Raw genomic sequence first — 20,204 nt, forward strand, 5'->3', positions numbered from 1 at the left:
GCCGGTTTGAGCTGACATGACCCGCAATCACGAAATACGCCCCGATCTGGACGAGGGAATCGACCGCAAGGTCTTGAGCCAGTTGCGCGCACGTTTTCTCAAGCTCAACACCGTGCGAATGGAGCGCGCCCTCGAAGGCCTGTCACCGCGCCAGCAAGGTGTGCTGACGTTGTTGCCGCTGTTTTTCCACGTCAACCATCCGCTGCTGCCCGGCTACGTTTCCGGCAGCACGCCTGCCGGGCTGTCGAACTACGAGCCTGACGCCAATATCCTTGCCGAAGCCCAACGACTGACCCGTTCGTTTTCCTACAAACCCCGGCACGGCAGCAATCCACCACGACCGATCCTTGGTCTGTTCCTGATGGGCAGCCTCGGCACCCTGGCCCAGGCCGACCAGAGCGATATGGACGTTTGGGTGTGCCACGGGCCGGACCTGAGCGACGATGAACTGGCCGAGCTCCGCAAAAAGTGCCAGTTGCTGGAGATCTGGGCCGCGACCCAGGGCGCCGAAGCCCACTTCTTCCTGATCGACCCGGCACGTTTCGTACGGGGAGACCGGGACAACCAGCTCAGTTCCGACGACTGCGGTACGACCCAGCATTACCTGTTGCTGGACGAGTTCTACCGCACCGCGATCTGGCTGGCCGGACGCACGCCGATCTGGTGGCTGGTGCCGGTCTATGAAGAAGAGAACTATGAGCAGTACACCCATACGCTGATCTCCAAGCGCTTCATTCGCGCCGATGAAACCCTGAACCTGGGGCACCTGGCTTATATTCCGCCGGGCGAATTCGTCGGTGCCGGGCTCTGGCAGCTGTTCAAAGGTATCGAGTCACCCTACAAGTCCGTGCTCAAGCTGCTGCTGACCGAGGTCTATGCCAGCGAACACCCGAATGTCCGCTGCCTGAGCCTGCGCTTCAAACAGGCCGTGTTTGCCAATCGCTTGGACCTCGAAGAGCTGGACCCATACATGCTGGTCTACCGCCGCATCGAGGAATACCTCAATGCCCGCGGCGAATCCGAACGCCTGGAGTTAATCCGCCGCGCGCTATACCTGAAGGTCAATCGCAAGCTCACCGGCCAGGCGCGTAGCAGCGGCTGGCAACGGGTACTGCTCGAGCGACTGGCCCAGGAATGGGGCTGGGACCCGCGTCAACTGGTGTTGCTGGACAGCCGTAGCCAATGGAAAGTCCGCCAGGTCAGCCACGAGCGGCGGGCCCTGGTCAACGAACTCACCCATAGCTACCGCTTCCTGACTCAGTTCGCCCGCACCGAGAAAACCGTCAGCTTGATCAACAAGCGCGATCTCAACGTGCTTGGCCGGCGGTTGTACGCAGCCTTCGAGCGCAAGGCTGACAAGGTCGAGTTCATCAACCCTGGCATTGCGCCGGACCTGGCCGAAGACACCTTGACGCTGGTCCAGTCACCCAACAAGAAAGAACCGGGGCAGCACCAGTGGGGGCTGTACAACGGTAGCCTCAAAGCCCTGGAGTGGGAGAACTTCGCGCCGGTCAAGCGCTGCCGCGAGTTGCTGGAACTGCTGACCTGGTGCCATCGCAACGGCGTGATCGACAGTAGCACGCGCCTGGCACTGCACCCAGGTAGCAGCGATCTGAGCGAGTTCGAACTGTTCAACCTGCTGGGCAGCCTGCAACAGTCCATCGCCCTGCCCTTGACCACGGTGGATGAAGCACAGTTGCTGCGCGCCAGCGTGCCCAGCGAAGTACTGATCCTGGTGAACGTCGGCGTCGACCCGCTCAAGCACCACCGCGACCTGAATATCCTGATGACCACCGAGCGCACCGACTCCCTGAGCTATGCCGGGGTCCGGGAGAACCTGGTGCTGACCCTCGACCAGGTCACGCTCAACAGTTGGAATGAGGTGCTGGTCAACCGTTTTGACGGCGAACACGCCCTGCTCGACTGTCTGCGCGATTACCTCAACGACTTGCCAGTCACCCAGCGCCAGCCGCGCTTGCAGGTGCGCTGCTTCTGCCACAACCGCGCCCAATTCATTGCGCGGCGCGTCGAAGAAGTCATCGAAACGGCGCAGACCCTGCTGCTGAGCAGGCTCAACCACCGCTACCTGCTTCAGGTCCAGCAGCACTATCACGTTCTGGAGCTGGTGCCCGGCCAGGTCAACCACGTGGCGCTGGGCAGCCTGTCGGCGCTGATGGATTACCTGGGCGAGGAACTGAAGGCCTACAGCCCCTTGCACCTGGACCCAATGGCCCTGGAGGAGCAAGACCTGGCGCTGATCCTGCCCATGGGCCAGCCCGAGTGCATCCAGGTGTTCTATCGCGTCGACGAAGACGAGGCCGATCTGTACGTGCTCGATGAGTTCAACGCACTGTGGCAACAACATGTGCCTTATCACGACGAACAAAGCTTGCTGGTGCCGCTGCAACGCTTTTTGCAATCGGTGCTGTACCGTCGCGACGCCCTGCTGCCGCTGGACGCCGCCCAGCCGCTGCCCCTGGAAACCCTGTACTACCAGTTATTGCCCTCAGGCAGCGGCCGAGCGCGACGGATCGAAGCACGGCAAGCCCCGCAGACGCTGGTCAACAAGCCGTTCTATGACGTGCAGGCGATCATCGGCAAAGCGGCACACGGGCAGGTGCACGTTACCCTGTACTGCGATCAGCAGGAGTTTTCCGAACTGGAACATGGCGACCAACTGTTCCGCGTGGTCGCCAGGGAAATCGTCGAACAGCGCCGCGGAGCCCAGCGCTATCGCTGCTACATCACCGACCTGGACCTCTCGGGCCTGGTGGGCGACGGCGCCTGTTCAAGCAATTTGTACCTGCGCTACAAGGCCGACCTGGAACGCGCCCTGAACGAGGCACTGGCCCTGGCCTGAAGCCCCAGACACTCAGAGGTGGAAATCACCGCCCGCTTCAGGCTGGTATTCGACAGCCAGCAACGTCAGCTTCAGCGTCTTGCCACCCGGGGCCGGCCAGTCGATGTGCTGGCCAACCTTCAGACCCAGCAACGCACTGCCCACTGGGGCCAGGATCGAGATCCGGCCTTCGTCGGCATTTGCGTCCTGTGGATAAACCAGCGTCAGGTGATAGTCCTTGCCGCTGCTTTCTTCGCGACAGTGCACGCGCGAGTTCATGGTCACGACATCGGCAGGCACTTCTTCGTGGCCCACCACGTTCTCGGCGCGATCCAGTTCGGTTTGCAGCGCAATCACGCCCGGCAGCGTTTCATCAATGCTGTCGATCAAGCGCTCCAGACGCTGTACGTCCAGACGGGTAAGGGTGATGGAAGGTGCGGTCATGATCCTGGCAGACTCCTTTCTTCTGCACAAAAAAGCAAAACCCCGCCACAAAAAGGCGGGGTTTTCACGGGCCTCGATGGATTGAGGCGTAACCAGACACTATCAGTAGGAGCTGACGAGTGCAACGAGGCTGCGATCTTGCCCCGGGCTGTAGGAGCTGACGAGCGCAGCGAGGCTGCGATCTTGACTCGGGCAATTGGGTCTTAAGCGAAAGCCCCAAGATCAAGATCAAAAGATCGCAGCCTTTGGCAGCGCCTACAGGGATCTGCGCTTTAGCGCCTGGGCGCAGATGACCCGCCGACGCTCGTCGTCGGCCGAGCGCCATTCGCGGATATCTTCCACGTGGCGCAAACATCCGAGGCAGACCTTCTGTTCATCCAGCTTGCACACGCCGGTACACGGCGACGGCACGGCCGGGCTGACGTTGCTGTAGAGCGGCTTGGGTGGCCGTTGCGCGGCGGTCTGGCTCACGCCGTCACAGGCCTTCGAAATCGAGTTCCACGCCAGCCTGCTGCTTGACGATGCGCTCGAGCATTTCGCCCAGTTGCTCTTCGCTCTTGTCGCACATCCAACGTTCGCTTTCTACGTCGTAGTCGAAGTGAAAGCCACCGGAGACCGCCGCCAGCCACAATTGCCGCAACGGCTCCTGGCGACTGAAAATCAACTGGCTGGCATTTTCGAACTTGACGGTGAGTACACCGGCGGAGATTTCCAGGTCAATGTCCAGGCCACTGTCATCGAACACATCCTCCAGCGTTTGCTGGGTCGCATCGACCAGATCGTGGAAACGGGCTTCAGTCAAACTCATTGCGGCAACCTCGAAAATGTCTACTCATGCTCAAGCGCCGCAAGATACGGACGCTTCCCGGCGATTGCAAAGGATATACCCAGTGACGACCACCAGCGCCGCCGGACGGGCGCCCCGTTGCATAGGCAAGCTGACGGGTGGCCGGTATACTCCGGCGCAATTAAAGCATTTTCAAGGATTTCGCCATGAAGCGCCTGATCTCTTCCCTTGCTGCGCTCGTCGCGGTTGCCTGCCTCGTGACAGCCTGTGGTCAAAAAGGTCCGCTGTACCTGCCTGATGACAGCAAGTCCCCTGAAGAACAGGCCAAGTCGTCGCAAGCCAAATCCCACTCGCACGACACCCCCACCACCACTTACTAAGGGAACGCCATGGACGCTTTTAACTACCGTGGCGGGGAGCTGTTCGCGGAAGGGGTTGCCCTGTCCGCGATCGCCGAACGTTTCGGCACGCCGACCTACGTCTATTCCCGCGCCCACATCGAAGCCCAGTACCGGACGTTCGCCGATGCCCTCGAAGGCATGCCGCACCTGGTGTGTTTCGCCGTCAAGGCCAACTCCAACCTGGGCGTACTCAACGTCCTGGCGCGCCTGGGCGCCGGTTTCGACATCGTCTCCGGTGGCGAGCTCGAACGTGTGCTGGCCGCTGGCGGCAGCGCCGACAAGATCGTCTTCTCCGGCGTCGGCAAGACCCGTGAAGACATGCGCCGCGCACTGGAAGTTGGCGTGCACTGCTTCAACATCGAATCCACCGACGAGCTGGAACGCCTGCAAATCGTCGCCGCCGAGCTCGGTGTCCGCGCGCCGATCTCCCTGCGCGTGAACCCGGACGTCGATGCTGGCACCCACCCGTACATTTCCACCGGCCTGAAGGAAAACAAGTTCGGCATCGCCATTGCCGACGCCGAAGACGTGTACGTGCGCGCCGCCCAGTTACCGAACCTGGAAGTGCTGGGCGTCGATTGCCACATCGGCTCGCAACTGACCACCCTGGAACCGTTCATCGATGCCCTCGACCGCCTGCTGGCACTGGTCGATCGCCTCGGCGATTGCGGCATCTACCTGCACCACATCGACCTCGGTGGCGGTGTCGGCGTGCGCTATCGCGATGAAGAGCCGCCACTGGTGGCCGACTACATCAAGGCCGTGCGCGAGCGCCTCGACGGCCGTGACCTGGCACTGATGTTCGAACCGGGCCGCTACATCGTCGCCAACGCCGGCGTGCTGCTGACCCAGGTCGAGTACCTCAAGCACACCGAGCACAAGGATTTCGCCATCGTCGACGCGGCGATGAACGACCTGATCCGCCCGGCGCTGTACCAGGCGTGGATGGACGTTACCGCCGTACGCCCTCGCGACACTGCGGCCCGCGACTACGACATCGTCGGGCCGATCTGCGAAACCGGTGACTTCCTGGCCAAGGGTCGGGAGCTGGCGCTGGCAGAAGGCGATCTGCTGGCCGTGCATTCGGCCGGTGCCTACGGATTTGTCATGAGTTCCAACTACAACACCCGCGGCCGTTGCGCCGAGGTGCTGGTGGATGGTGATCAGGCATTCGAAGTGCGTCGCCGCGAGACGGTAGCCGAGTTGTTTGCCGGCGAAAGCCTGCTGCCGGAGTAAAACCATGCTGCTGCGTTTTACCAAGATGCACGGCCTGGGCAATGATTTCATGGTCCTCGACCTGGTCAGCCAGCACGCGCACATCCTGCCCAAGCATGCCAAGCAATGGGGGGATCGGCACACCGGTATCGGTTTTGACCAATTGCTGATCGTCGAGGCGCCCAACAATCCGGACGTGGATTTCCGTTATCGGATCTTCAACGCCGACGGTTCGGAAGTTGAGCAATGCGGAAATGGCGCGCGCTGCTTCGCCCGCTTCGTGCTGGACAAGCGCCTGACCGCCAAGCGGCAGATTCGCGTCGAGACCAAGAGCGGCATTATCGAGCTGGATGTGCGCAGCGACGGCCAGATCGGTGTCAATATGGGCGCTCCGCGCCTGGTACCGGCGGACATTCCGTTCGAAGCGCCGGCCCAGGCCCTGAGCTATCCGTTGGAAGTCGATGGCAATACGGTAGAACTGGCAGCGGTGTCCATGGGCAACCCCCATGCCGTGCTGCGGGTCACCGACGTCAACAGCGCGCCGGTGCATGAATTGGGGCCGAAAATCGAACACCATCCGCGCTTCCCGGCACGGGTGAACGTCGGTTTTCTGCAAGTCATCGACCGCCACCGCGCACAATTGCGCGTCTGGGAACGCGGCGCTGGGGAAACCCAGGCCTGCGGTACCGGCGCCTGTGCGGCTGCAGTCGCTGCGATCAGCCAGGGGTGGATGGATTCGCCGTTGTTGATCGACCTGCCCGGCGGGCGTCTGTCCATCGAATGGGCAGGCCCTGGCCAACCGGTGATGATGACCGGCCCGGCAGTGCGCGTATACGAAGGACAAGTTCGTCTTTGAGTGAGCCAAACCCATGACCGACCAGCCACAGGTTCCAGCCCCACAGCCCGACGAATCCTCCAGCCTGCCAGAAGCCGCAGCCGTGGCGGCTTATCTGGAGGCGCATCCGGACTTTTTCGTCGAGCATGAAGAACTGCTTGCGACGATGCGCATCCCCCACCGGCGTGGCGATACCGTGTCGCTGGTGGAACACCAGATGAAAATCCTGCGCGAGCGCAACATCGAAATGCGCCATCGTCTTTCGCACCTGATGGACGTGGCCCGGGACAACGACCGACTGTTCGACAAGACCCGTCGGCTGATCCTCGCCCTGATGGACGCCAGCACCCTCGAAGACCTGGTCATGAGCGTCGAAGACAGCCTGCGTCAGGATTTCCAGGTGCCCTTTGTCAGCCTGATCCTGTTCGGTGACAACGCCATGCCGGTGGGTCGCTGGGTGACCCACGCCGAAGCGCAGACGGCCATCGGCGGCCTGCTCACGGAAGACAAAAGCGTCAGCGGCAGCCTGCGCGAGCATGAGCTGGACTTCCTGTTCGGCGAAGAACAGCGCAAGCAGATCGGCTCCACCGCCGTCGTTGCCATCGCCCACCAGGGCGTGCACGGCGTGCTGGCCATCGCCAGCCGCGATCCGCAGCACTACAAGAGCTCGGTGGGCACGCTGTTTTTGAGCTACATCGCCGAAGTCACCGGTCGGGTGTTGCCACGGGTCGCCGGTTCGCTGCGCTCGGTACGCTGAGGATGGAACGACAACTGGACGCCTACTGCGAACACCTGCGCAGTGAGCGCCAGGTGTCGCCCCACACGTTATCGGCCTATCGCCGCGACCTGGCAAAAGTACTGGGCTGGTGCCAAAAGCAGGGCATCGGCAGTTGGTCGACCTTGGACATCCAGCGCTTGCGCAGCCTGATCGCCCGCCTACATCAACAGGGGCAATCCTCCCGCAGTCTGGCGCGCCTGTTGTCGGCAGTACGCGGCCTGTATCACTACCTCAATCGCGAAGGCCTGTGCGATCACGACCCGGCCGCCGGCCTGGCACCGCCCAAGGGCGAACGCCGATTACCGAAAACCCTCGACACCGACCGCGCCCTGCAACTGCTCGAAGGCGCCGTCGAGGATGACTTCCTGGCCCGGCGCGACCAGGCGATTCTTGAGCTGTTCTATTCTTCCGGCCTGCGCCTTTCAGAGCTGACGGGGCTTAACCTGGATCAACTGGACCTGGCCGATGGCATGGTCCAGGTGCTCGGCAAGGGCAGCAAGACACGCCTGCTGCCCGTCGGCCGCAAGGCCCGTGAAGCCCTGGAACAATGGCTGGCGCTGCGGGCGCTGACCAACCCCGCCGACGACGCGGTCTTCGTCAGCCAACAGGGGCGGCGCCTCGGCCCGCGAGCGATTCAATTGCGGGTCAAGGCTGCCGGCGAACGAGAGCTGGGACAGAACCTGCACCCGCACATGCTCCGGCACTCCTTCGCCAGCCATCTGCTGGAGTCCTCTCAGGACCTGCGCGCCGTTCAAGAGCTGCTGGGGCACTCGGACATCAAGACCACCCAGATCTACACCCACCTGGATTTCCAGCACCTGGCGACGGTCTATGACAGTGCCCACCCCAGGGCCAAACGCATCAAGGGCGACGAAGCATGACCATCGAGCTGATCACTTTCGACCTGGACGACACCCTGTGGGACACCGCCCCGGTGATCGCCAGCGCCGAAGCCATACTCCGCCAATGGCTGACCGACAACGCACCGAACCTGGGCGGCCTGCCGGTGGAGCACCTTTTTTCGATTCGCGAACAAGTGCTGCGCGAGGAGCCTGGGCTGAAGCACCGCATCAGCGCGCTGCGCCGGCGCGTGTTGTTCCGTGCCTTGCAGGAAGCCGGCTACGACCAGTGGCAAGCCTCTGAGCTGGCGGACCAAGCCTTCGAGACGTTCCTGCACGCCCGCCATCAACTGGAGATTTTTCCCGAGGTGCAGCCCACCCTGGAGATCCTGGCCAATCATTTCGCCCTCGGAGTGGTCACCAATGGCAACGCCGATGTGCGGCGCCTGGGATTGGCGGACTATTTCAAGTTCGCCTTGTGCGCTGAAGACATCGGCATCGCCAAGCCTGACGCCCGACTGTTCCACGAAGCCCTGCAACGCGGCGGCACCACGGCGAAAACCGCCGTGCACATTGGCGATCATCCAGGCGACGACATCGCCGGCGCCCAACAGGCCGGCCTGCGCGCGGTGTGGTTCAACCCGGCAGGCAAACCCTGGAATGCCGACCACGCGCCGGATGCAGAAATCCGCAGCCTGACCGAACTGCCCGGCTTATTGGCAGGGTGGCATCGCCAGCGCTGATCCCCTGCCCAGCAGCCACTACAGCCCTGGATCTGCTGTGTCGCGTGGTTCAGCTCCAGGCACAAAACCCTTTGGGAGCGGGGCCCGACCTGGGGATGGAATCGCCCCCATGAAAAAGCCCGCAGCGACGGCGGGCTTTTTCAGCAAGCAAGAAGCAGAAACTCAGATAGGGCGGCTGCCGTACTTGTTATCCGGCTTCTTGGGCGGATCCGCAACCACGTTGGCCTCCACTTCCTGCACCTTACCGCCCCTGGCCAGGAATTCCTCCATGGCCTTGGCAAGCGCATCACGCTCCTTGTTCTTGGCCTCTACGCTCGGCAACTCGTCGACCGACACGGCCGCCTTGGCCTTGCCTTTGGCGGCAGGTGCCGGAACATCGGCACCATCGTCGTCGGCAACGTCTTCCGCCGCCGCTTCAAGGCCTTCTTCGGTCTCGTCTTCGTCACCTACTTCGAGGTCGTCGTTTTCCAGATCATCGTCGCTCATGTTCTACCTCATGACTTGCGAAAAGCAGATTAGTTATAGCCCAGCTTCGCCATCTGTTCGAAGGCTGCCAGAAAAAATTCAACATCCGCCGGCAATCAGCGGTTATGCCCCTTCACCGTACAAGGTGGCGAGGACTTTACGAGCACCGCCATGGTCGCGATGCTCGCCCAGATAAACACCTTGCCAGGTACCCAATGCCAGCCGTCCTGCCGTGACCGGCAGGCTGATCTGACAGCCGAGCACACTGGCCTTGAAGTGCGCCGGAAGGTCGTCCAGGCCTTCGTCGTTGTGCTCATAGTCGGCGGCTCCTTGTGGGATCAGCCGATTGAAAAATCGTTCGAAGTCTCGACGTACCGCCGGATCGGCGTTCTCGTTGATGGTCAACGAAGCCGAGGTATGCTGCAGCCACAGATGCAACAGACCGACACGACACGCCTGGAGTTCAGGCAGGCCGGCAAGCAACTCGTCCGTCACCAGATGAAAGCCCCGAGGCCTTGCCCGCAGGGTTATCAGCGTCTGTTGCCACATACAGATCTCCGCACGTTCGGCGCGCATTCTAGCGCGCTCTGGGAAAAAACAAAGGGCCTAATATTCTTGCTTCGGTGTAAGCCTTTGGCGGTATAAAAACCCATGTCGCATCCACAACAAAAGGCGTCGGAAAACCGCTGCACCTTGTGAGCAATGACAAACTCCAGACAAAAAAATGCCCGGCGAACCGGGCATTTTTTATCGCGTGCGCTTACAGGTTGTAGCCACGTTCGTTGTGCTGGGCCAGGTCCAGGCCCACGGCTTCTTCTTCCTCGGAGACACGCAGCCCCATGACGGCGTCCAGGACCTTGAGGATGACGAAGGTGACGATCGCGGTATAGACCACCGTGAAAGCCACACCCTTGAATTGAATCCACACTTGCGCGCCGATATCGGTCACGGTACCGAAGCCCCCCAGGGCTGGTGCTGCAAACACCCCGGTCAGGATCGCGCCGAGGATACCGCCGATGCCGTGCACGCCAAAGGCGTCCAAGGAGTCGTCATAGCCGAGTTTGCGCTTGAGGGTAGTGGCGCAGAAGAAGCACACCACGCCCGCTGCTAGGCCGATGACCAGGGCGCCCATCGGGCCCACGGTGCCAGCAGCCGGGGTGATAGCAACCAGACCCGCCACCACGCCCGAGGCGATGCCCAGTGCGCTTGGCTTGCCATGGGTGATCCACTCGGCAAACATCCAGCCCAGCGCCGCCGCAGCGGTCGCGATCTGGGTCACCAGCATCGCCATGCCGGCGGTGCCGTTGGCGGCGACAGCAGAGCCGGCGTTGAAGCCGAACCAGCCGACCCACAGCATGGCCGCGCCCATCAGGGTGTAACCCAGGTTATGCGGCGCCATCGGCGTGGTCGGGAAGCCTTTGCGCTTGCCCAGTACCAGGCACGCCACCAGGCCTGCGATACCGGCGTTGATGTGCACTACGGTGCCGCCGGCGAAGTCCAGCACGCCCCAGTCCCACAGCAGGCCGCCATCACCGGACCAGACCATGTGGGCAATCGGTGCGTACACCAGGGTGAACCACACGCCCATGAAGATCAGCATGGCGGAAAATTTCATCCGCTCGGCAAAGGCACCGACGATCAGGGCCGGGGTAATGATCGCGAAGGTCATCTGGAAGGTGATGAACACCGCTTCAGGGAACAGCGCCGCCGGGCCGGTCAGGCTGTCCGGCGTAACGCCCGCCAGGAACGCCTTGCCCAGGCCACCGACAAAAGAGTTGAAGTTGACGACGCCCTGCTCCATGCCCGTGGTGTCGAACGCGATGCTGTAGCCATAAATGACCCACAGAACGCTGATCAGACCGGTAATGGCGAAGCATTGCATCATCACGGAAAGAAGGTTTTTCGACCGAACCATGCCGCCGTAGAACAGCGCCAGGCCAGGAATAGTCATGAACAGTACAAGAATCGTGGCCGTGAGCATCCAGGCGGTATCGCCGGAGTTCAGGACTGGGGCTGCCGCTTCTTCTGCCATGGCCAAGCCAGGCATTGCGAAGGACAACAGGGCTCCTAGCCCTGCGAATTTACGCAGAGTCATATTGTTTTCTCCTGGGGCGTTGGGTTTGGCGGCTTAGATGGCGTCGGTATCGGTTTCGCCGGTACGGATGCGGATAGCCTGTTCCAGATTGACCACAAAGATCTTCCCGTCACCGATCTTGCCGGTGTTGGCGGCCTTGGTGATTGCCTCGATCACCCGATCAAGATCCTTGTCGTCAATGGCGACATCGATCTTCACCTTGGGCAGGAAATCGACCACGTATTCCGCGCCGCGATACAGCTCGGTGTGACCTTTCTGCCGACCGAAGCCTTTGACCTCAGTAACGGTAATGCCCTGCACGCCGATCTCGGACAACGACTCGCGCACGTCGTCCAACTTGAACGGCTTGATGATGGCAGTGACTAGCTTCATGAAACTTTCTCCCGAATTGGTGGACTTGCCCCAGGAAAACAAACCCGACTCAAGTCTAAGCGCAGTGCCTGGCTTTGTAACGCGTCGTCGGCCCAAGTTGCCCGACAGGTGCCAGTTAACCGATCCTGACGAAACTCCCCGTTCCGCCTGCTGCACTGCATTCGTCACAGCGACTGCATCAGTGCATGGGTCATCAGCCTCTAAGCAGAAACCTTGCCATCTGCACCCAAACCCTCTGATATCAGTCTCTTGGCCACCTGCTCAACGTGCATTGCGCCATGAACCGCTGCGATACGCACAACAACAGTGCAGCGGCGCCCGCCCCCATGCGCGAAAAGCGTGCATCCCTTGCTTGCGAATTGACTATAGACACTGCGTGATACACTGCCCGCCATTGTTTTCAGGACACCTGCACATGCTCGCGCCCAAAGATCTCCTCGACGCCCTGAGCGGCCACGCCTCCCGCATCTTGAGTGGCGACACGCCGCTGCCCAAAAGCGAAATCGAAAACCAGTTCAAGGCCCTGCTGCAAAGCGGCTTCAGCAAACTGGACCTGGTCAGCCGGGAAGAATTCGACAGCCAGATGGTAGTGCTGGCCCGGACCCGGGCACGACTCGAAAGCCTGGAGGCCAAGGTTGCGGAGTTGGAAGCGCGACTGGCTCCGCCCCAGGAATAGCCTCAACCTGGCAGCCTGAGCCCCACGTCATGGGGCTCACGCGATAAAGCCAAGGCAGGCCGCTCAACCATCCGCCACCCGCCGAGAGGGGTCCGGGGTCAGTACGAGCGGCAGCTCCAGGATAAACAGCGCGCCCCTGCCCGGCCCGGCGCTCTGCACGGTCAGATCGCCGCCCATCTCGTGCGCAGCCAGAATGCAACTGTGCAGGCCAAAACCATGGCCTTCGGGGCGCGTGGTGAAGCCATGCTCGAACACCCGCGCAAGATTGTCCTGCGATATCCCCTCGCCATTGTCCTCGACCTCAACCCGCACGCGCCTGTCATTAACGGCCTTCAGGCGCAGAATGATCTGCGGCGGTCGGTTCGCACCCGCGTCCAGCGCCTGCTTGGCGTTGTTGATCAGATTGACCAGGATCTGTAGCACTCGGTGCTTGTCCAGCGGCATTTGCGGGATATCGCTGAACGCCTTGATCAGCGTGATGTGGTGACGGGCCAGGGACACATCGCAAATGCGCACGACATCCTCGAGCAGCTCTCGCAACGAGCCCAGCTCCAACACGCTGGCGTTGCCGGCATAGGATTGCTGGGTGGCGACGATTTCCTTGATGTGGTCGATTCTGCGGGTCAACTGCGCCAACTCGGCGATCATGCCCTGCTGCTCGACGGCCAACGCGTCGGCCAGCTTGTCGAGATAGTCGGGTAGCGCGCGACCTTTCGGGTCGCTGCTGATGAAGTCACCGAGGTCATCGGGATGCTCCTTCATCAACTGGGCGACCTTGGCCACCGCTGGCCCCTTGGAGGTGTGCACCTTCTCGTACAGGACCTGGGCTGACACATTGACGCTGTTGAGCACATTGCCCACGTTGTGCAGCACATTGGTGGCAATCTCCGCCATGCCGGCGCGGCGCGCGGTGGTGACCAGTTCGGCTTGCGCCTCGCGCAACTCGTCGTTGACCTTGGCCAACTGTTGCGGGCTGGGAATTCTCAGGGCCGTCGGCACCAACCGGACCAGCAGGATGGCGGTAATCACCGAGGCAATCGCAGTGATCACCTTGACCAGCGCCATCAGCCAGTAATAAGGCTGCCAGATGGTCAGGATTTCCATCACATGGCTGGTCCCGCAGGCCAGGATAAACACACCAAAAGCCGCCAGCATCCAGTCAAACGGCACGTCCTTGCGCTTGTGGATAAAGTACAGGAGCGTGAAGGGGATGGTGACATAGGACAGGGCGATCAAGCTGTCGGCGATCACGTTGGTCCACAGCAGATCCGGGCGCCACATGTAGCAATGTCCATGGGGCATGAAGCGCTTGTCGGTTAACAGAGCCAGCAGATCGTTCATGGCCACTTCCTCGTTGTGCCGTTGATACCGCCAAGTGCCGACTGGGCAAATCGCAGTCTAGCAGAGGGTCCTTCCCGGGCATTTTGGGTGGTCAGGTGAGGCGGCGATATCCGCTACCGCATCGCGCTTGGCCCCCCTCGGCTGCCACCCATTGTCGAAACATCCTGCCAAAAACTTCTCCCTTCAATTGCCGCGCCCAAGTTCATCCCCACGACTAACCTTCCAGAGCCGCAGGATGCGGCGCCCTATTCACTCAAGGAATGATTCATGTCGCTTGCCATCGTCCACAGCCGCGCCCAAGTAGGGGTCGAGGCTCCTGCCGTTACCGTTGAAGTCCACCTGGCCAATGGCTTGCCGTCGCTGACGATGGTTGGTCTGCCGGAGGCGGCGGTGAAGGAAAGCAAGGATCGAGTGCGCAGCGCGATCATCAATTCGGGGCTGAACTTCCCGGCTCGGCGCATCACCCTAAACCTGGCGCCAGCGGACCTGCCAAAGGACGGCGGACGCTTCGACCTGGCCATCGCCTTGGGGATCCTGTCGGCCAGCGTGCAGGTGCCAACCCTGACCCTGGACAACGTGGAATGCCTCGGTGAACTGGCATTGTCCGGCGCGGTACGACCGGTGCGCGGGGTATTGCCCGCGGCGCTGGCGGCGCGCAAGGCCGGGCGCATGCTGGTGGTGCCGCGGGCCAATGCCGAGGAGGCCTGCCTGGCCTCGGGGCTGAAGGTGATTGCCGTGGACCACCTGCTCGAAGCGGTGGCGCACTTCAATGGGCACACGCCGGTCGAGCCTTTCGTTTCCAATGGGCTGCTTTCGGCCAGCAAGCCCTATCCCGACTTGAACGAAGTACAAGGCCAGGCCGGGGCCAAGCGGGCCTTGCTGATTGCCGCCGCGGGGGCTCATAACCTGTTGTTCAGTGGGCCGCCGGGCACCGGCAAGACACTGCTGGCGAGCCGCCTGCCGGGGCTGTTGCCACCCCTGGCCGAGAGTGAGGCCCTGGAGGTCGCGGCCATTCAGTCGGTGGCCAGTTGCGTGCCGTTGAGCCATTGGCCGCAGCGTCCGTTTCGCCAGCCGCACCACTCGGCGTCCGGCCCGGCGCTGGTGGGTGGCGGGTCAAAACCGCAACCGGGGGAGATCACCCTCGCCCACCATGGCGTGCTGTTTCTGGATGAACTGCCGGAATTCGACCGTAGGGTACTGGAGGTCTTGAGAGAGCCGCTGGAGTCTGGGCACATCGTGGTTTCTCGCGCCCGTGACCGGGTGCGTTTTCCGGCTCGTTTCCAGTTAGTGGCAGCGATGAATCCCTGCCCCTGTGGATATCTTGGCGAACCCAGCGGCCGTTGCTGCTGTACACCGGACATGGTGCAGCGCTACCGCAACAAACTCTCCGGCCCGCTGCTGGACCGCATCGATCTGCACCTGACCGTCGCCCGGGAAGCCACGGCGTTGAACCCCAAGCGCGAAACCGGGGACGATACCGCCACGGTCGCCGAGCAGGTGGCCGAGGCCCGGGAGCGCCAGCACAAGCGCCAGGGCTGCGCCAACGCCTTCCTCGATCTGCCGGGGTTGCGTCAGCATTGCAAGTTATCCACAACCGATGAAACCTGGCTGGAAACCGCCTGCGAACGGCTGACCCTGTCGTTGCGCGCCGCCCACCGCTTGCTCAAGGTCGCCCGGACACTGGCAGACCTGGAGCAAGCGGGGTGCATCCGCCGCGAGCATCTGGCCGAAGCATTGCAGTATCGGCCGACTAGCCCCTGAACCGCCTTATGGTTTGCTCAGGTCCACCAACGGTGTTTCCCGGACTTCGGTTTTCTGACCGTTCTGAATGGCGTCGATGCGCTTGAGCGCCTTATCCACAGCGCCCTTGTCCGCCAACAGGCTGTAGTGGATCTGGAACTGCTTGTGCTCTTTCGGCGCAATGGTGGGGACCAGTCCCAGGGGGCGCTGATACCGGCGGTTATAGGAAAAACTGGTGCCTGGCTCCAACCCGGTCACGTAGCCCTGGCCTTGGGTGTCGGTGTTTTTCCACAGGGAGAACACCGGAAGCGTGCTGGTGTTGAAGCCCACCGACACACCGAGGCTACCGGCCTTGTTGTGCAGCACGGTGAGGGTGTCGCCCTTGGCGTCAGCGTATGGCACGACGTTATAGACGGTTTCGTCGTAATCCTTGGTGGGGCCCCGGTAGGTTTGCCAATCGGACAAATCACCCTTGGCCTTGTCGTTGAACGGCGAGATCTGCTTGACCGGTGCCGCGAAACGAGCGCCCTGCTCCAGGAACGGTGTACTGAAGTTGCTGTGGTAGAGCGCTTGGTATTCCTTCGGATAATCGCCGTTGTTGGTCAGCGTATCGCTGAGCGCGAACGTTACGCTGCCGGGCTCGGTGACCAGTTCGGTCTGCACCGAGAAATCGACCTTCTTGAACGCCTGCTCCTTCAACTCGCCCCGCAGGGTGATGGCGTAGGGTGGTTTTTCATCGATGTGCAAAGTGACTTTGTTGGCAGGAATGTTGGCAGCGCGACCATGCAGGGTCAGCAGCTCGCCATTGTCCATGCCGGGATGGCCGACCCATTCGTAGCCGCAGCGGGTGACCAGCTCGTTGAAGCCTTCGAGCCAACCCAAGCCGCCTCGGCCGTTGAGCTCGATGAACGCCGGGTTGACCACTTCCTTGACCGGAGAATCCCAACCCATGCGCACATCACCGACTGACGCCTGCAGCACATTCATGCCACGGGTCGGGACGACCGAAAGCTTCAGGGTGCCGTTGTCGATGTCGACCACACTGACGCCTTCCTGCCGACCACCGTGCAGGGTGCGCATCGTCACGGAAAAGGGCTTGTCGGTCTTCACGCCGAGTTGCTGGCTGGTGATTTGCCAGGGTTGGGCGGCTTTGTCCGTATCCAGCAGGACGTAATCCCAAGCCATCGCCTGGGAGGCAGCGCCCAAGGCGCCAAGGGTGATGAGGAGTTTGAGCGGAGTCATGGTCACGACCTTTATTGGAGTTGTGCGGTTTTTATAGACTTGAAGAAACGTTTCAGCAAGCTTAAAAACAGCAAATTCCCTAAAAAGGGAGTGACTCCAGAGTGGCAGCTTCTATGGGAGCGGGCTTGCTCGCGAAAGCGGTGGGTCAGTGGGCAGAGACGTGGCAGGAAAGCCGCCTTCGCGAGCAAGCCCACCACCCTAATCTCGGGGGGAGCTTGCAAGCGCAGGTCACAGAAGCCTCAGCGGAACCGATCAACCTCTTGGCGCAGGTCCTGGGCCAGTTTTTCCAGTTCCTTGGCGGTGAGTGCCAGGTTCGAGACTACTTGGCGCTGTTCGCTGTTGGCCATGGCGATGCTTTGCAGGTTGCTGCTGAGCAGGGTCGCGGTGCTGCTTTGTTCCTGGGTGGCGGTGGTGATCGCCGCAAACTGCTGGCCCGCCGAGCGGCTTTGCTCGTCGATGCGCGCCAGGGCCGTGGCCACGTTGGCGTTGCGCGACAGGCCTTCCTGCATTAACAGGTTGCCCTGCTCCATCGTGCTGATGGCATTGCCGGTTTCCTGCTGGATGCTGTTGATCATGCTGGAAATTTCGTCAGTGGCCTGGCGGGTGCGGGAAGCCAGACTGCGGACTTCATCGGCCACCACGGCGAAACCACGACCCTGCTCGCCTGCGCGGGCAGCTTCGATGGCGGCGTTCAAGGCTAGCAGGTTGGTCTGCTCGGCGATCGAGGTAATGACCCCCACGATGCCGCCGATCTCCTGGGAACGCTGGCCCAAGGTATTGATGACCGTGGCGGTGCTGTTCAGCGCGCCGGCAATTTGCTCCAGGGACGACGATGCTTCGTCCATCGAGGTCCGGCCAATGCGGGTTTGCTGGGCGTTTTCCTGGGCCAGGCGTTCGGTGTTGCCCATGTTGTCGGCAATGTTCAACGAGGTTGCGCTGAACTCCTCCACTGCGCCGGCCATGCTGGTGATTTCGCCGGATTGCTGCTCCATGCCTTCATACGCCCCGCCGGACAACCCGGACAGCGCCTGGGCACGGCTGTTGACCTCCTGGGAGGCCTTGCGGATGTGCTCGACCATGGTCGACAAGGCCTGGCTCATCTGGTTGAAAGCACGGGCCAACTGACCGATCTCATCATGGCTCGACACATTCAGGCGCACGCTCAGGTCGCCGGCGCCCAAGGCTTCGGCCTGGCGTACCAGGTCCCCAAGCGGCGCCAGTTTGCTGCGCAGCAACCACATTGCCGAGCCGACCGCCAACAACATCGCCAGCAGGCTGCCAATGGCCAATTGCGTACCGACGCTCCAGGTCACGGCGCGAATCTCGGTTTTCGGCATGCTCGCCACCACCGCCCACGGCCCATCTTCGAACGGTACGGCAACGCTGTAGAAATCTTCGGCGGTATCGCTCCAGAAGGCGCCCTTGCCCGGTTTCTTGACTAGGCCAACGATGGTCGCGCTCGCCTGGTCCAGTGCCTGCACGCCGGCCGGCGGCACCAGCCACTTGTTTTGTTCGTCCAGCAGGGCCAACGAACCGGTCTGGCCAATGCGGAAGCGCTTGAGGTTCTCGAACTGCGCGTTCTGCGCATCGGTGTAGTCGAAGCCTACGTACAGCACGGCAATGATCTTGCCGCTGCTGTCGCGTACGGGCGTGTACTGCGACATGTAGAAGCGTCCGAAAAGCAAGGCTCGGCCAATGTAGCTCTGCCCGCTGATCACCGGACCGTAGGCAGGCCCGGCGCGGTCGAGCACGGTACCAATGGCCCGCGTACCGTCCTGCTTGGCCAATGACGTGCTGACGCGGATAAAGTCGTCGCCGTTACGCACGAAGACCGTCGCCACCCCGGCGGTCATGTGCTTGAACTCATCAACTTCCTTGAAGTTGTTGTTCAACACTTCACTGCCCAGGCTCAAGCCTGGGGTTTGTACACCCGCCACCGTCACGGGCTGGTCTGGATGCACGTTCAGGCCAGCGCTGAAGCGCTGTTCGAACAGTCCGGCCAACCGCTGGGTGCTCTCACGCAGGGTGCTGTGGAAGGTATTGAGCTGATCGGCCATCAGGCGCGCTTCGCTGGCCAGGTGCTCTTCGCGGGTGATGAGGTTGGCAGCGTCCAGCGAACGTAGGGCGAAGACGGTACTGCCGGAGATCACGACCGCCAATATCACAGCGAGGGCAAGGCCTAGTTGTGAGGCGATCCGGGCACGGGGTTGAGACATGACGGCTCCTGGCCGAGAGACTGGATCATCCTGATCACGCTCGCACACTCGGCATCTTATTCGGTGAGGTAAGTTAGCCTTTCTGAACGAAGGTTCCATCTTCACGGCTTCGGCGGCAAAGCCAAATACTTGAGCGGCCTGGAAGGATTAATGTTAATTAGCCATCATTCCAACTGCAACGTTTCAGCCCAGACGCTGCACGTCGGGTAATTGCATGGCCTTCACCTCACCTTGGAGGAAGTCGCTGAGCCGGCGCAAACGTTCACCTCCCGGCCGGGTTTTCGGCCAGACCAGGTAATAGTGTTCACCGCTGGCGACAGCCGTCGGCCATGGTAGGCTCAGGCGTCCCTGGGCGACATCCTCGGCCACCATCAACAGGTCGCCCATGGAGATCCCATAGCCACGTGCCGCCGCGATCATGCCCAGCTCCAGGGTATCGAACACCTGCCCTCCCTTGAGCGAGACCTTGTCGGACAGCCCCATGCGTTGCAGCCAATTACGCCAGTCCCGGCGATCGGGCGTGGGGTGCAGCAGTTCGGTGCTGGCCAACCGCGCCACATCCCAAGGCTGATCATTCAACAGATTCGGCGCGCCCACCGGAATCAACTCCTCGGAAAACAGCAAACTGGCTTCCCAGTCCGCCGGAAAATGCCCGCTGCCCAGCAATACGGCGCAATCGAAAGGCTCGACGTTGAAGTCCACCGAGTCGATGTCCATCCAGGCACTGGTCAGTTGCACCTCGTTGCCGGGCTGCAAATGCCGGAAGCGACTCAAGCGCGCCAACAACCAGCGCATGGTCAGCGTGGAAGGCGCTTTCATGCGCAGAATGCCATCCTCGCCACACAAGGTGTGGCAGGCCCGCTCCAGCGCCATGAAGCCCTCACGTACGCCCGGCAACAGCAAGCGCGCCGCCTCGGTCAATTGCAGGTTGCGGCCGCTGCGCAGGAACAGCCGACAGGCAAAGTGATCTTCCAGCGTGCGAATGTGCCGGCTGACGGCGCTCTGGGTGATCGACAGCTCTTCAGCGGCCCGGGTGAACGAGCTGTAGCGCGCCGCGGCTTCGAATGCCCGCAGCGCATAAAGAGGAGGAAGACGACGGGGCATCGCAAAAGCTCCATGGCGTTATTTGCAAACCCTACCAGAAACACGTTCAGCATGAGTTTTAATCATGCCAGC

At 61.8% G+C, this 20,204-nt stretch carries 20 protein-coding genes; 9 read left to right on the forward strand and 11 right to left on the reverse strand.

What is annotated here, in order from left to right:
- The first annotated feature begins 16 nt into the window (after positions 1-16).
- Positions 17-2,860 (forward strand): class I adenylate cyclase, encoded by a 2,844-nt coding sequence (locus tag AACY42_RS12200; RefSeq protein ID WP_339479585.1) that lies wholly within the window; start codon positions 17-19, stop codon positions 2,858-2,860.
- 12 nt (positions 2,861-2,872) lie between these two features.
- Here the strand turns inward: AACY42_RS12200 and rnk are convergent, their stop codons facing one another.
- From rnk to cyaY, 3 genes are all read right to left on the reverse strand, one after another.
- Entirely contained in the window at positions 2,873-3,283 is a 411-nt protein-coding gene (gene rnk, locus AACY42_RS12205) for a nucleoside diphosphate kinase regulator (protein WP_339479586.1), read from the reverse strand.
- Positions 3,284-3,538: 255 nt separating this feature from the next.
- Positions 3,539-3,754 (reverse strand): DUF1289 domain-containing protein, encoded by a 216-nt coding sequence (locus AACY42_RS12210; protein WP_339479587.1) that lies wholly within the window; start codon positions 3,752-3,754, stop codon positions 3,539-3,541.
- Between the two features lie 4 nt (positions 3,755-3,758).
- A complete protein-coding gene (gene cyaY / locus AACY42_RS12215) occupies positions 3,759-4,091 on the reverse strand; it encodes an iron donor protein CyaY (protein WP_339479588.1) in 333 nt (110 codons plus the stop codon).
- A gap of 185 nt (positions 4,092-4,276) precedes the next feature.
- Here cyaY and lptM point away from each other — a divergent pair, with 185 nt between their 5' ends.
- From lptM to AACY42_RS12245, 6 genes are read left to right on the forward strand one after another with little or no spacing between them, the layout of a single operon-like run.
- Positions 4,277-4,450, forward strand: coding sequence for an LPS translocon maturation chaperone LptM (gene lptM / locus AACY42_RS12220; RefSeq protein ID WP_339479589.1), 174 nt, complete (start codon positions 4,277-4,279; stop codon positions 4,448-4,450).
- Positions 4,451-4,459: 9 nt separating this feature from the next.
- Positions 4,460-5,707 (forward strand): diaminopimelate decarboxylase, encoded by a 1,248-nt coding sequence (lysA, locus tag AACY42_RS12225; protein WP_339479590.1) that lies wholly within the window; start codon positions 4,460-4,462, stop codon positions 5,705-5,707.
- Positions 5,708-5,711: 4 nt separating this feature from the next.
- Positions 5,712-6,542, forward strand: a complete 831-nt coding sequence (gene dapF / locus AACY42_RS12230) for a diaminopimelate epimerase (protein WP_339479591.1) — start codon at positions 5,712-5,714, stop codon at positions 6,540-6,542.
- A gap of 13 nt (positions 6,543-6,555) precedes the next feature.
- On the forward strand, positions 6,556-7,278 hold the full coding sequence (locus AACY42_RS12235; RefSeq protein WP_339479593.1) for a DUF484 family protein: 723 nt from the start codon (positions 6,556-6,558) through the stop codon (positions 7,276-7,278).
- A gap of 2 nt (positions 7,279-7,280) precedes the next feature.
- Positions 7,281-8,180 (forward strand): tyrosine recombinase XerC, encoded by a 900-nt coding sequence (gene xerC / locus AACY42_RS12240; protein ID WP_339479595.1) that lies wholly within the window; start codon positions 7,281-7,283, stop codon positions 8,178-8,180.
- Positions 8,177-8,881, forward strand: a complete 705-nt coding sequence (locus AACY42_RS12245; protein WP_339479597.1) for an HAD family hydrolase — start codon at positions 8,177-8,179, stop codon at positions 8,879-8,881. Before xerC ends, AACY42_RS12245 begins: the two co-directional genes overlap by 4 nt.
- 162 nt (positions 8,882-9,043) lie before the next feature.
- Here the strand turns inward: AACY42_RS12245 and sutA are convergent, their stop codons facing one another.
- From sutA to glnK, 4 genes are all read right to left on the reverse strand, one after another.
- Positions 9,044-9,367 (reverse strand): transcriptional regulator SutA, encoded by a 324-nt coding sequence (sutA, locus tag AACY42_RS12250; protein WP_339479599.1) that lies wholly within the window; start codon positions 9,365-9,367, stop codon positions 9,044-9,046.
- A gap of 102 nt (positions 9,368-9,469) precedes the next feature.
- Positions 9,470-9,895, reverse strand: a complete 426-nt coding sequence (locus AACY42_RS12255; protein ID WP_339479600.1) for a secondary thiamine-phosphate synthase enzyme YjbQ — start codon at positions 9,893-9,895, stop codon at positions 9,470-9,472.
- Between the two features lie 211 nt (positions 9,896-10,106).
- Positions 10,107-11,441, reverse strand: coding sequence for an ammonium transporter (locus tag AACY42_RS12260; RefSeq protein WP_339479601.1), 1,335 nt, complete (start codon positions 11,439-11,441; stop codon positions 10,107-10,109).
- Between the two features lie 33 nt (positions 11,442-11,474).
- A complete protein-coding gene (gene glnK / locus AACY42_RS12265; RefSeq protein ID WP_002555808.1) occupies positions 11,475-11,813 on the reverse strand; it encodes a P-II family nitrogen regulator in 339 nt (112 codons plus the stop codon).
- 415 nt (positions 11,814-12,228) lie between these two features.
- Here glnK and AACY42_RS12270 point away from each other — a divergent pair, with 415 nt between their 5' ends.
- The gene (locus AACY42_RS12270) at positions 12,229-12,489 is read left to right on the forward strand and encodes an accessory factor UbiK family protein (protein ID WP_339479604.1); all 261 of its coding nucleotides are present in this window, start codon (positions 12,229-12,231) and stop codon (positions 12,487-12,489) included.
- A gap of 63 nt (positions 12,490-12,552) precedes the next feature.
- Here the strand turns inward: AACY42_RS12270 and AACY42_RS12275 are convergent, their stop codons facing one another.
- On the reverse strand, positions 12,553-13,830 hold the full coding sequence (locus AACY42_RS12275; protein WP_339479605.1) for a sensor histidine kinase: 1,278 nt from the start codon (positions 13,828-13,830) through the stop codon (positions 12,553-12,555).
- A 267-nt stretch (positions 13,831-14,097) separates the two neighbouring features.
- Between AACY42_RS12275 and AACY42_RS12280 the strand changes: the two genes are divergently transcribed.
- Positions 14,098-15,591 carry a YifB family Mg chelatase-like AAA ATPase gene (locus AACY42_RS12280; RefSeq protein WP_339479607.1) on the forward strand — a complete coding sequence of 498 codons (1,494 nt, stop codon included), beginning with the start codon at positions 14,098-14,100 and terminating at the stop codon, positions 15,589-15,591.
- Positions 15,592-15,597: 6 nt separating this feature from the next.
- On the opposite strand, the gene AACY42_RS12285 is transcribed toward AACY42_RS12280, so the two are convergent.
- The 3 genes from AACY42_RS12285 to AACY42_RS12295 form a co-directional block, all read right to left on the reverse strand.
- The gene (locus AACY42_RS12285; protein WP_339479609.1) at positions 15,598-16,812 is read right to left on the reverse strand and encodes an aldose 1-epimerase family protein; all 1,215 of its coding nucleotides are present in this window, start codon (positions 16,810-16,812) and stop codon (positions 15,598-15,600) included.
- Between the two features lie 239 nt (positions 16,813-17,051).
- Entirely contained in the window at positions 17,052-19,028 is a 1,977-nt protein-coding gene (locus tag AACY42_RS12290) for a methyl-accepting chemotaxis protein (RefSeq protein WP_339479611.1), read from the reverse strand.
- A 183-nt stretch (positions 19,029-19,211) separates the two neighbouring features.
- Positions 19,212-20,132: a LysR substrate-binding domain-containing protein gene (locus tag AACY42_RS12295; RefSeq protein ID WP_339479612.1), complete on the reverse strand. Its 921-nt coding sequence runs from the start codon at positions 20,130-20,132 to the stop codon at positions 19,212-19,214.
- Between the last annotated feature and the right edge of the window lie 72 nt (positions 20,133-20,204).

It is taken from the genome of Pseudomonas sp. RL_5y_Pfl2_73 (assembly GCF_963970515.1).
Classification (GTDB): Bacteria; Pseudomonadota; Gammaproteobacteria; order Pseudomonadales; family Pseudomonadaceae; genus Aquipseudomonas.

What these genes read in the sequence shown, in the direction of transcription:
- AACY42_RS12200 (WP_339479585.1), top strand. Translation starts at nt 17, where the DNA reads ATGACCCGCAATCACGAAATACGCCCCGATCTGGACGAGGGAATCGAC.
- rnk (WP_339479586.1), bottom strand. Translation starts at nt 3,283, where the DNA reads ATGACCGCACCTTCCATCACCCTTACCCGTCTGGACGTACAGCGTCTG.
- cyaY (WP_339479588.1), bottom strand. Translation starts at nt 4,091, where the DNA reads ATGAGTTTGACTGAAGCCCGTTTCCACGATCTGGTCGATGCGACCCAG.
- lptM (WP_339479589.1), top strand. Translation starts at nt 4,277, where the DNA reads ATGAAGCGCCTGATCTCTTCCCTTGCTGCGCTCGTCGCGGTTGCCTGC.
- lysA (WP_339479590.1), top strand. Translation starts at nt 4,460, where the DNA reads ATGGACGCTTTTAACTACCGTGGCGGGGAGCTGTTCGCGGAAGGGGTT.
- dapF (WP_339479591.1), top strand. Translation starts at nt 5,712, where the DNA reads ATGCTGCTGCGTTTTACCAAGATGCACGGCCTGGGCAATGATTTCATG.
- AACY42_RS12235 (WP_339479593.1), top strand. Translation starts at nt 6,556, where the DNA reads ATGACCGACCAGCCACAGGTTCCAGCCCCACAGCCCGACGAATCCTCC.
- xerC (WP_339479595.1), top strand. Translation starts at nt 7,281, where the DNA reads ATGGAACGACAACTGGACGCCTACTGCGAACACCTGCGCAGTGAGCGC.
- AACY42_RS12245 (WP_339479597.1), top strand. Translation starts at nt 8,177, where the DNA reads ATGACCATCGAGCTGATCACTTTCGACCTGGACGACACCCTGTGGGAC.
- sutA (WP_339479599.1), bottom strand. Translation starts at nt 9,367, where the DNA reads ATGAGCGACGATGATCTGGAAAACGACGACCTCGAAGTAGGTGACGAA.
- AACY42_RS12255 (WP_339479600.1), bottom strand. Translation starts at nt 9,895, where the DNA reads ATGTGGCAACAGACGCTGATAACCCTGCGGGCAAGGCCTCGGGGCTTT.
- AACY42_RS12260 (WP_339479601.1), bottom strand. Translation starts at nt 11,441, where the DNA reads ATGACTCTGCGTAAATTCGCAGGGCTAGGAGCCCTGTTGTCCTTCGCA.
- glnK (WP_002555808.1), bottom strand. Translation starts at nt 11,813, where the DNA reads ATGAAGCTAGTCACTGCCATCATCAAGCCGTTCAAGTTGGACGACGTG.
- AACY42_RS12270 (WP_339479604.1), top strand. Translation starts at nt 12,229, where the DNA reads ATGCTCGCGCCCAAAGATCTCCTCGACGCCCTGAGCGGCCACGCCTCC.
- AACY42_RS12275 (WP_339479605.1), bottom strand. Translation starts at nt 13,830, where the DNA reads ATGAACGATCTGCTGGCTCTGTTAACCGACAAGCGCTTCATGCCCCAT.
- AACY42_RS12280 (WP_339479607.1), top strand. Translation starts at nt 14,098, where the DNA reads ATGTCGCTTGCCATCGTCCACAGCCGCGCCCAAGTAGGGGTCGAGGCT.
- AACY42_RS12285 (WP_339479609.1), bottom strand. Translation starts at nt 16,812, where the DNA reads ATGACTCCGCTCAAACTCCTCATCACCCTTGGCGCCTTGGGCGCTGCC.
- AACY42_RS12290 (WP_339479611.1), bottom strand. Translation starts at nt 19,028, where the DNA reads ATGTCTCAACCCCGTGCCCGGATCGCCTCACAACTAGGCCTTGCCCTC.
- AACY42_RS12295 (WP_339479612.1), bottom strand. Translation starts at nt 20,132, where the DNA reads ATGCCCCGTCGTCTTCCTCCTCTTTATGCGCTGCGGGCATTCGAAGCC.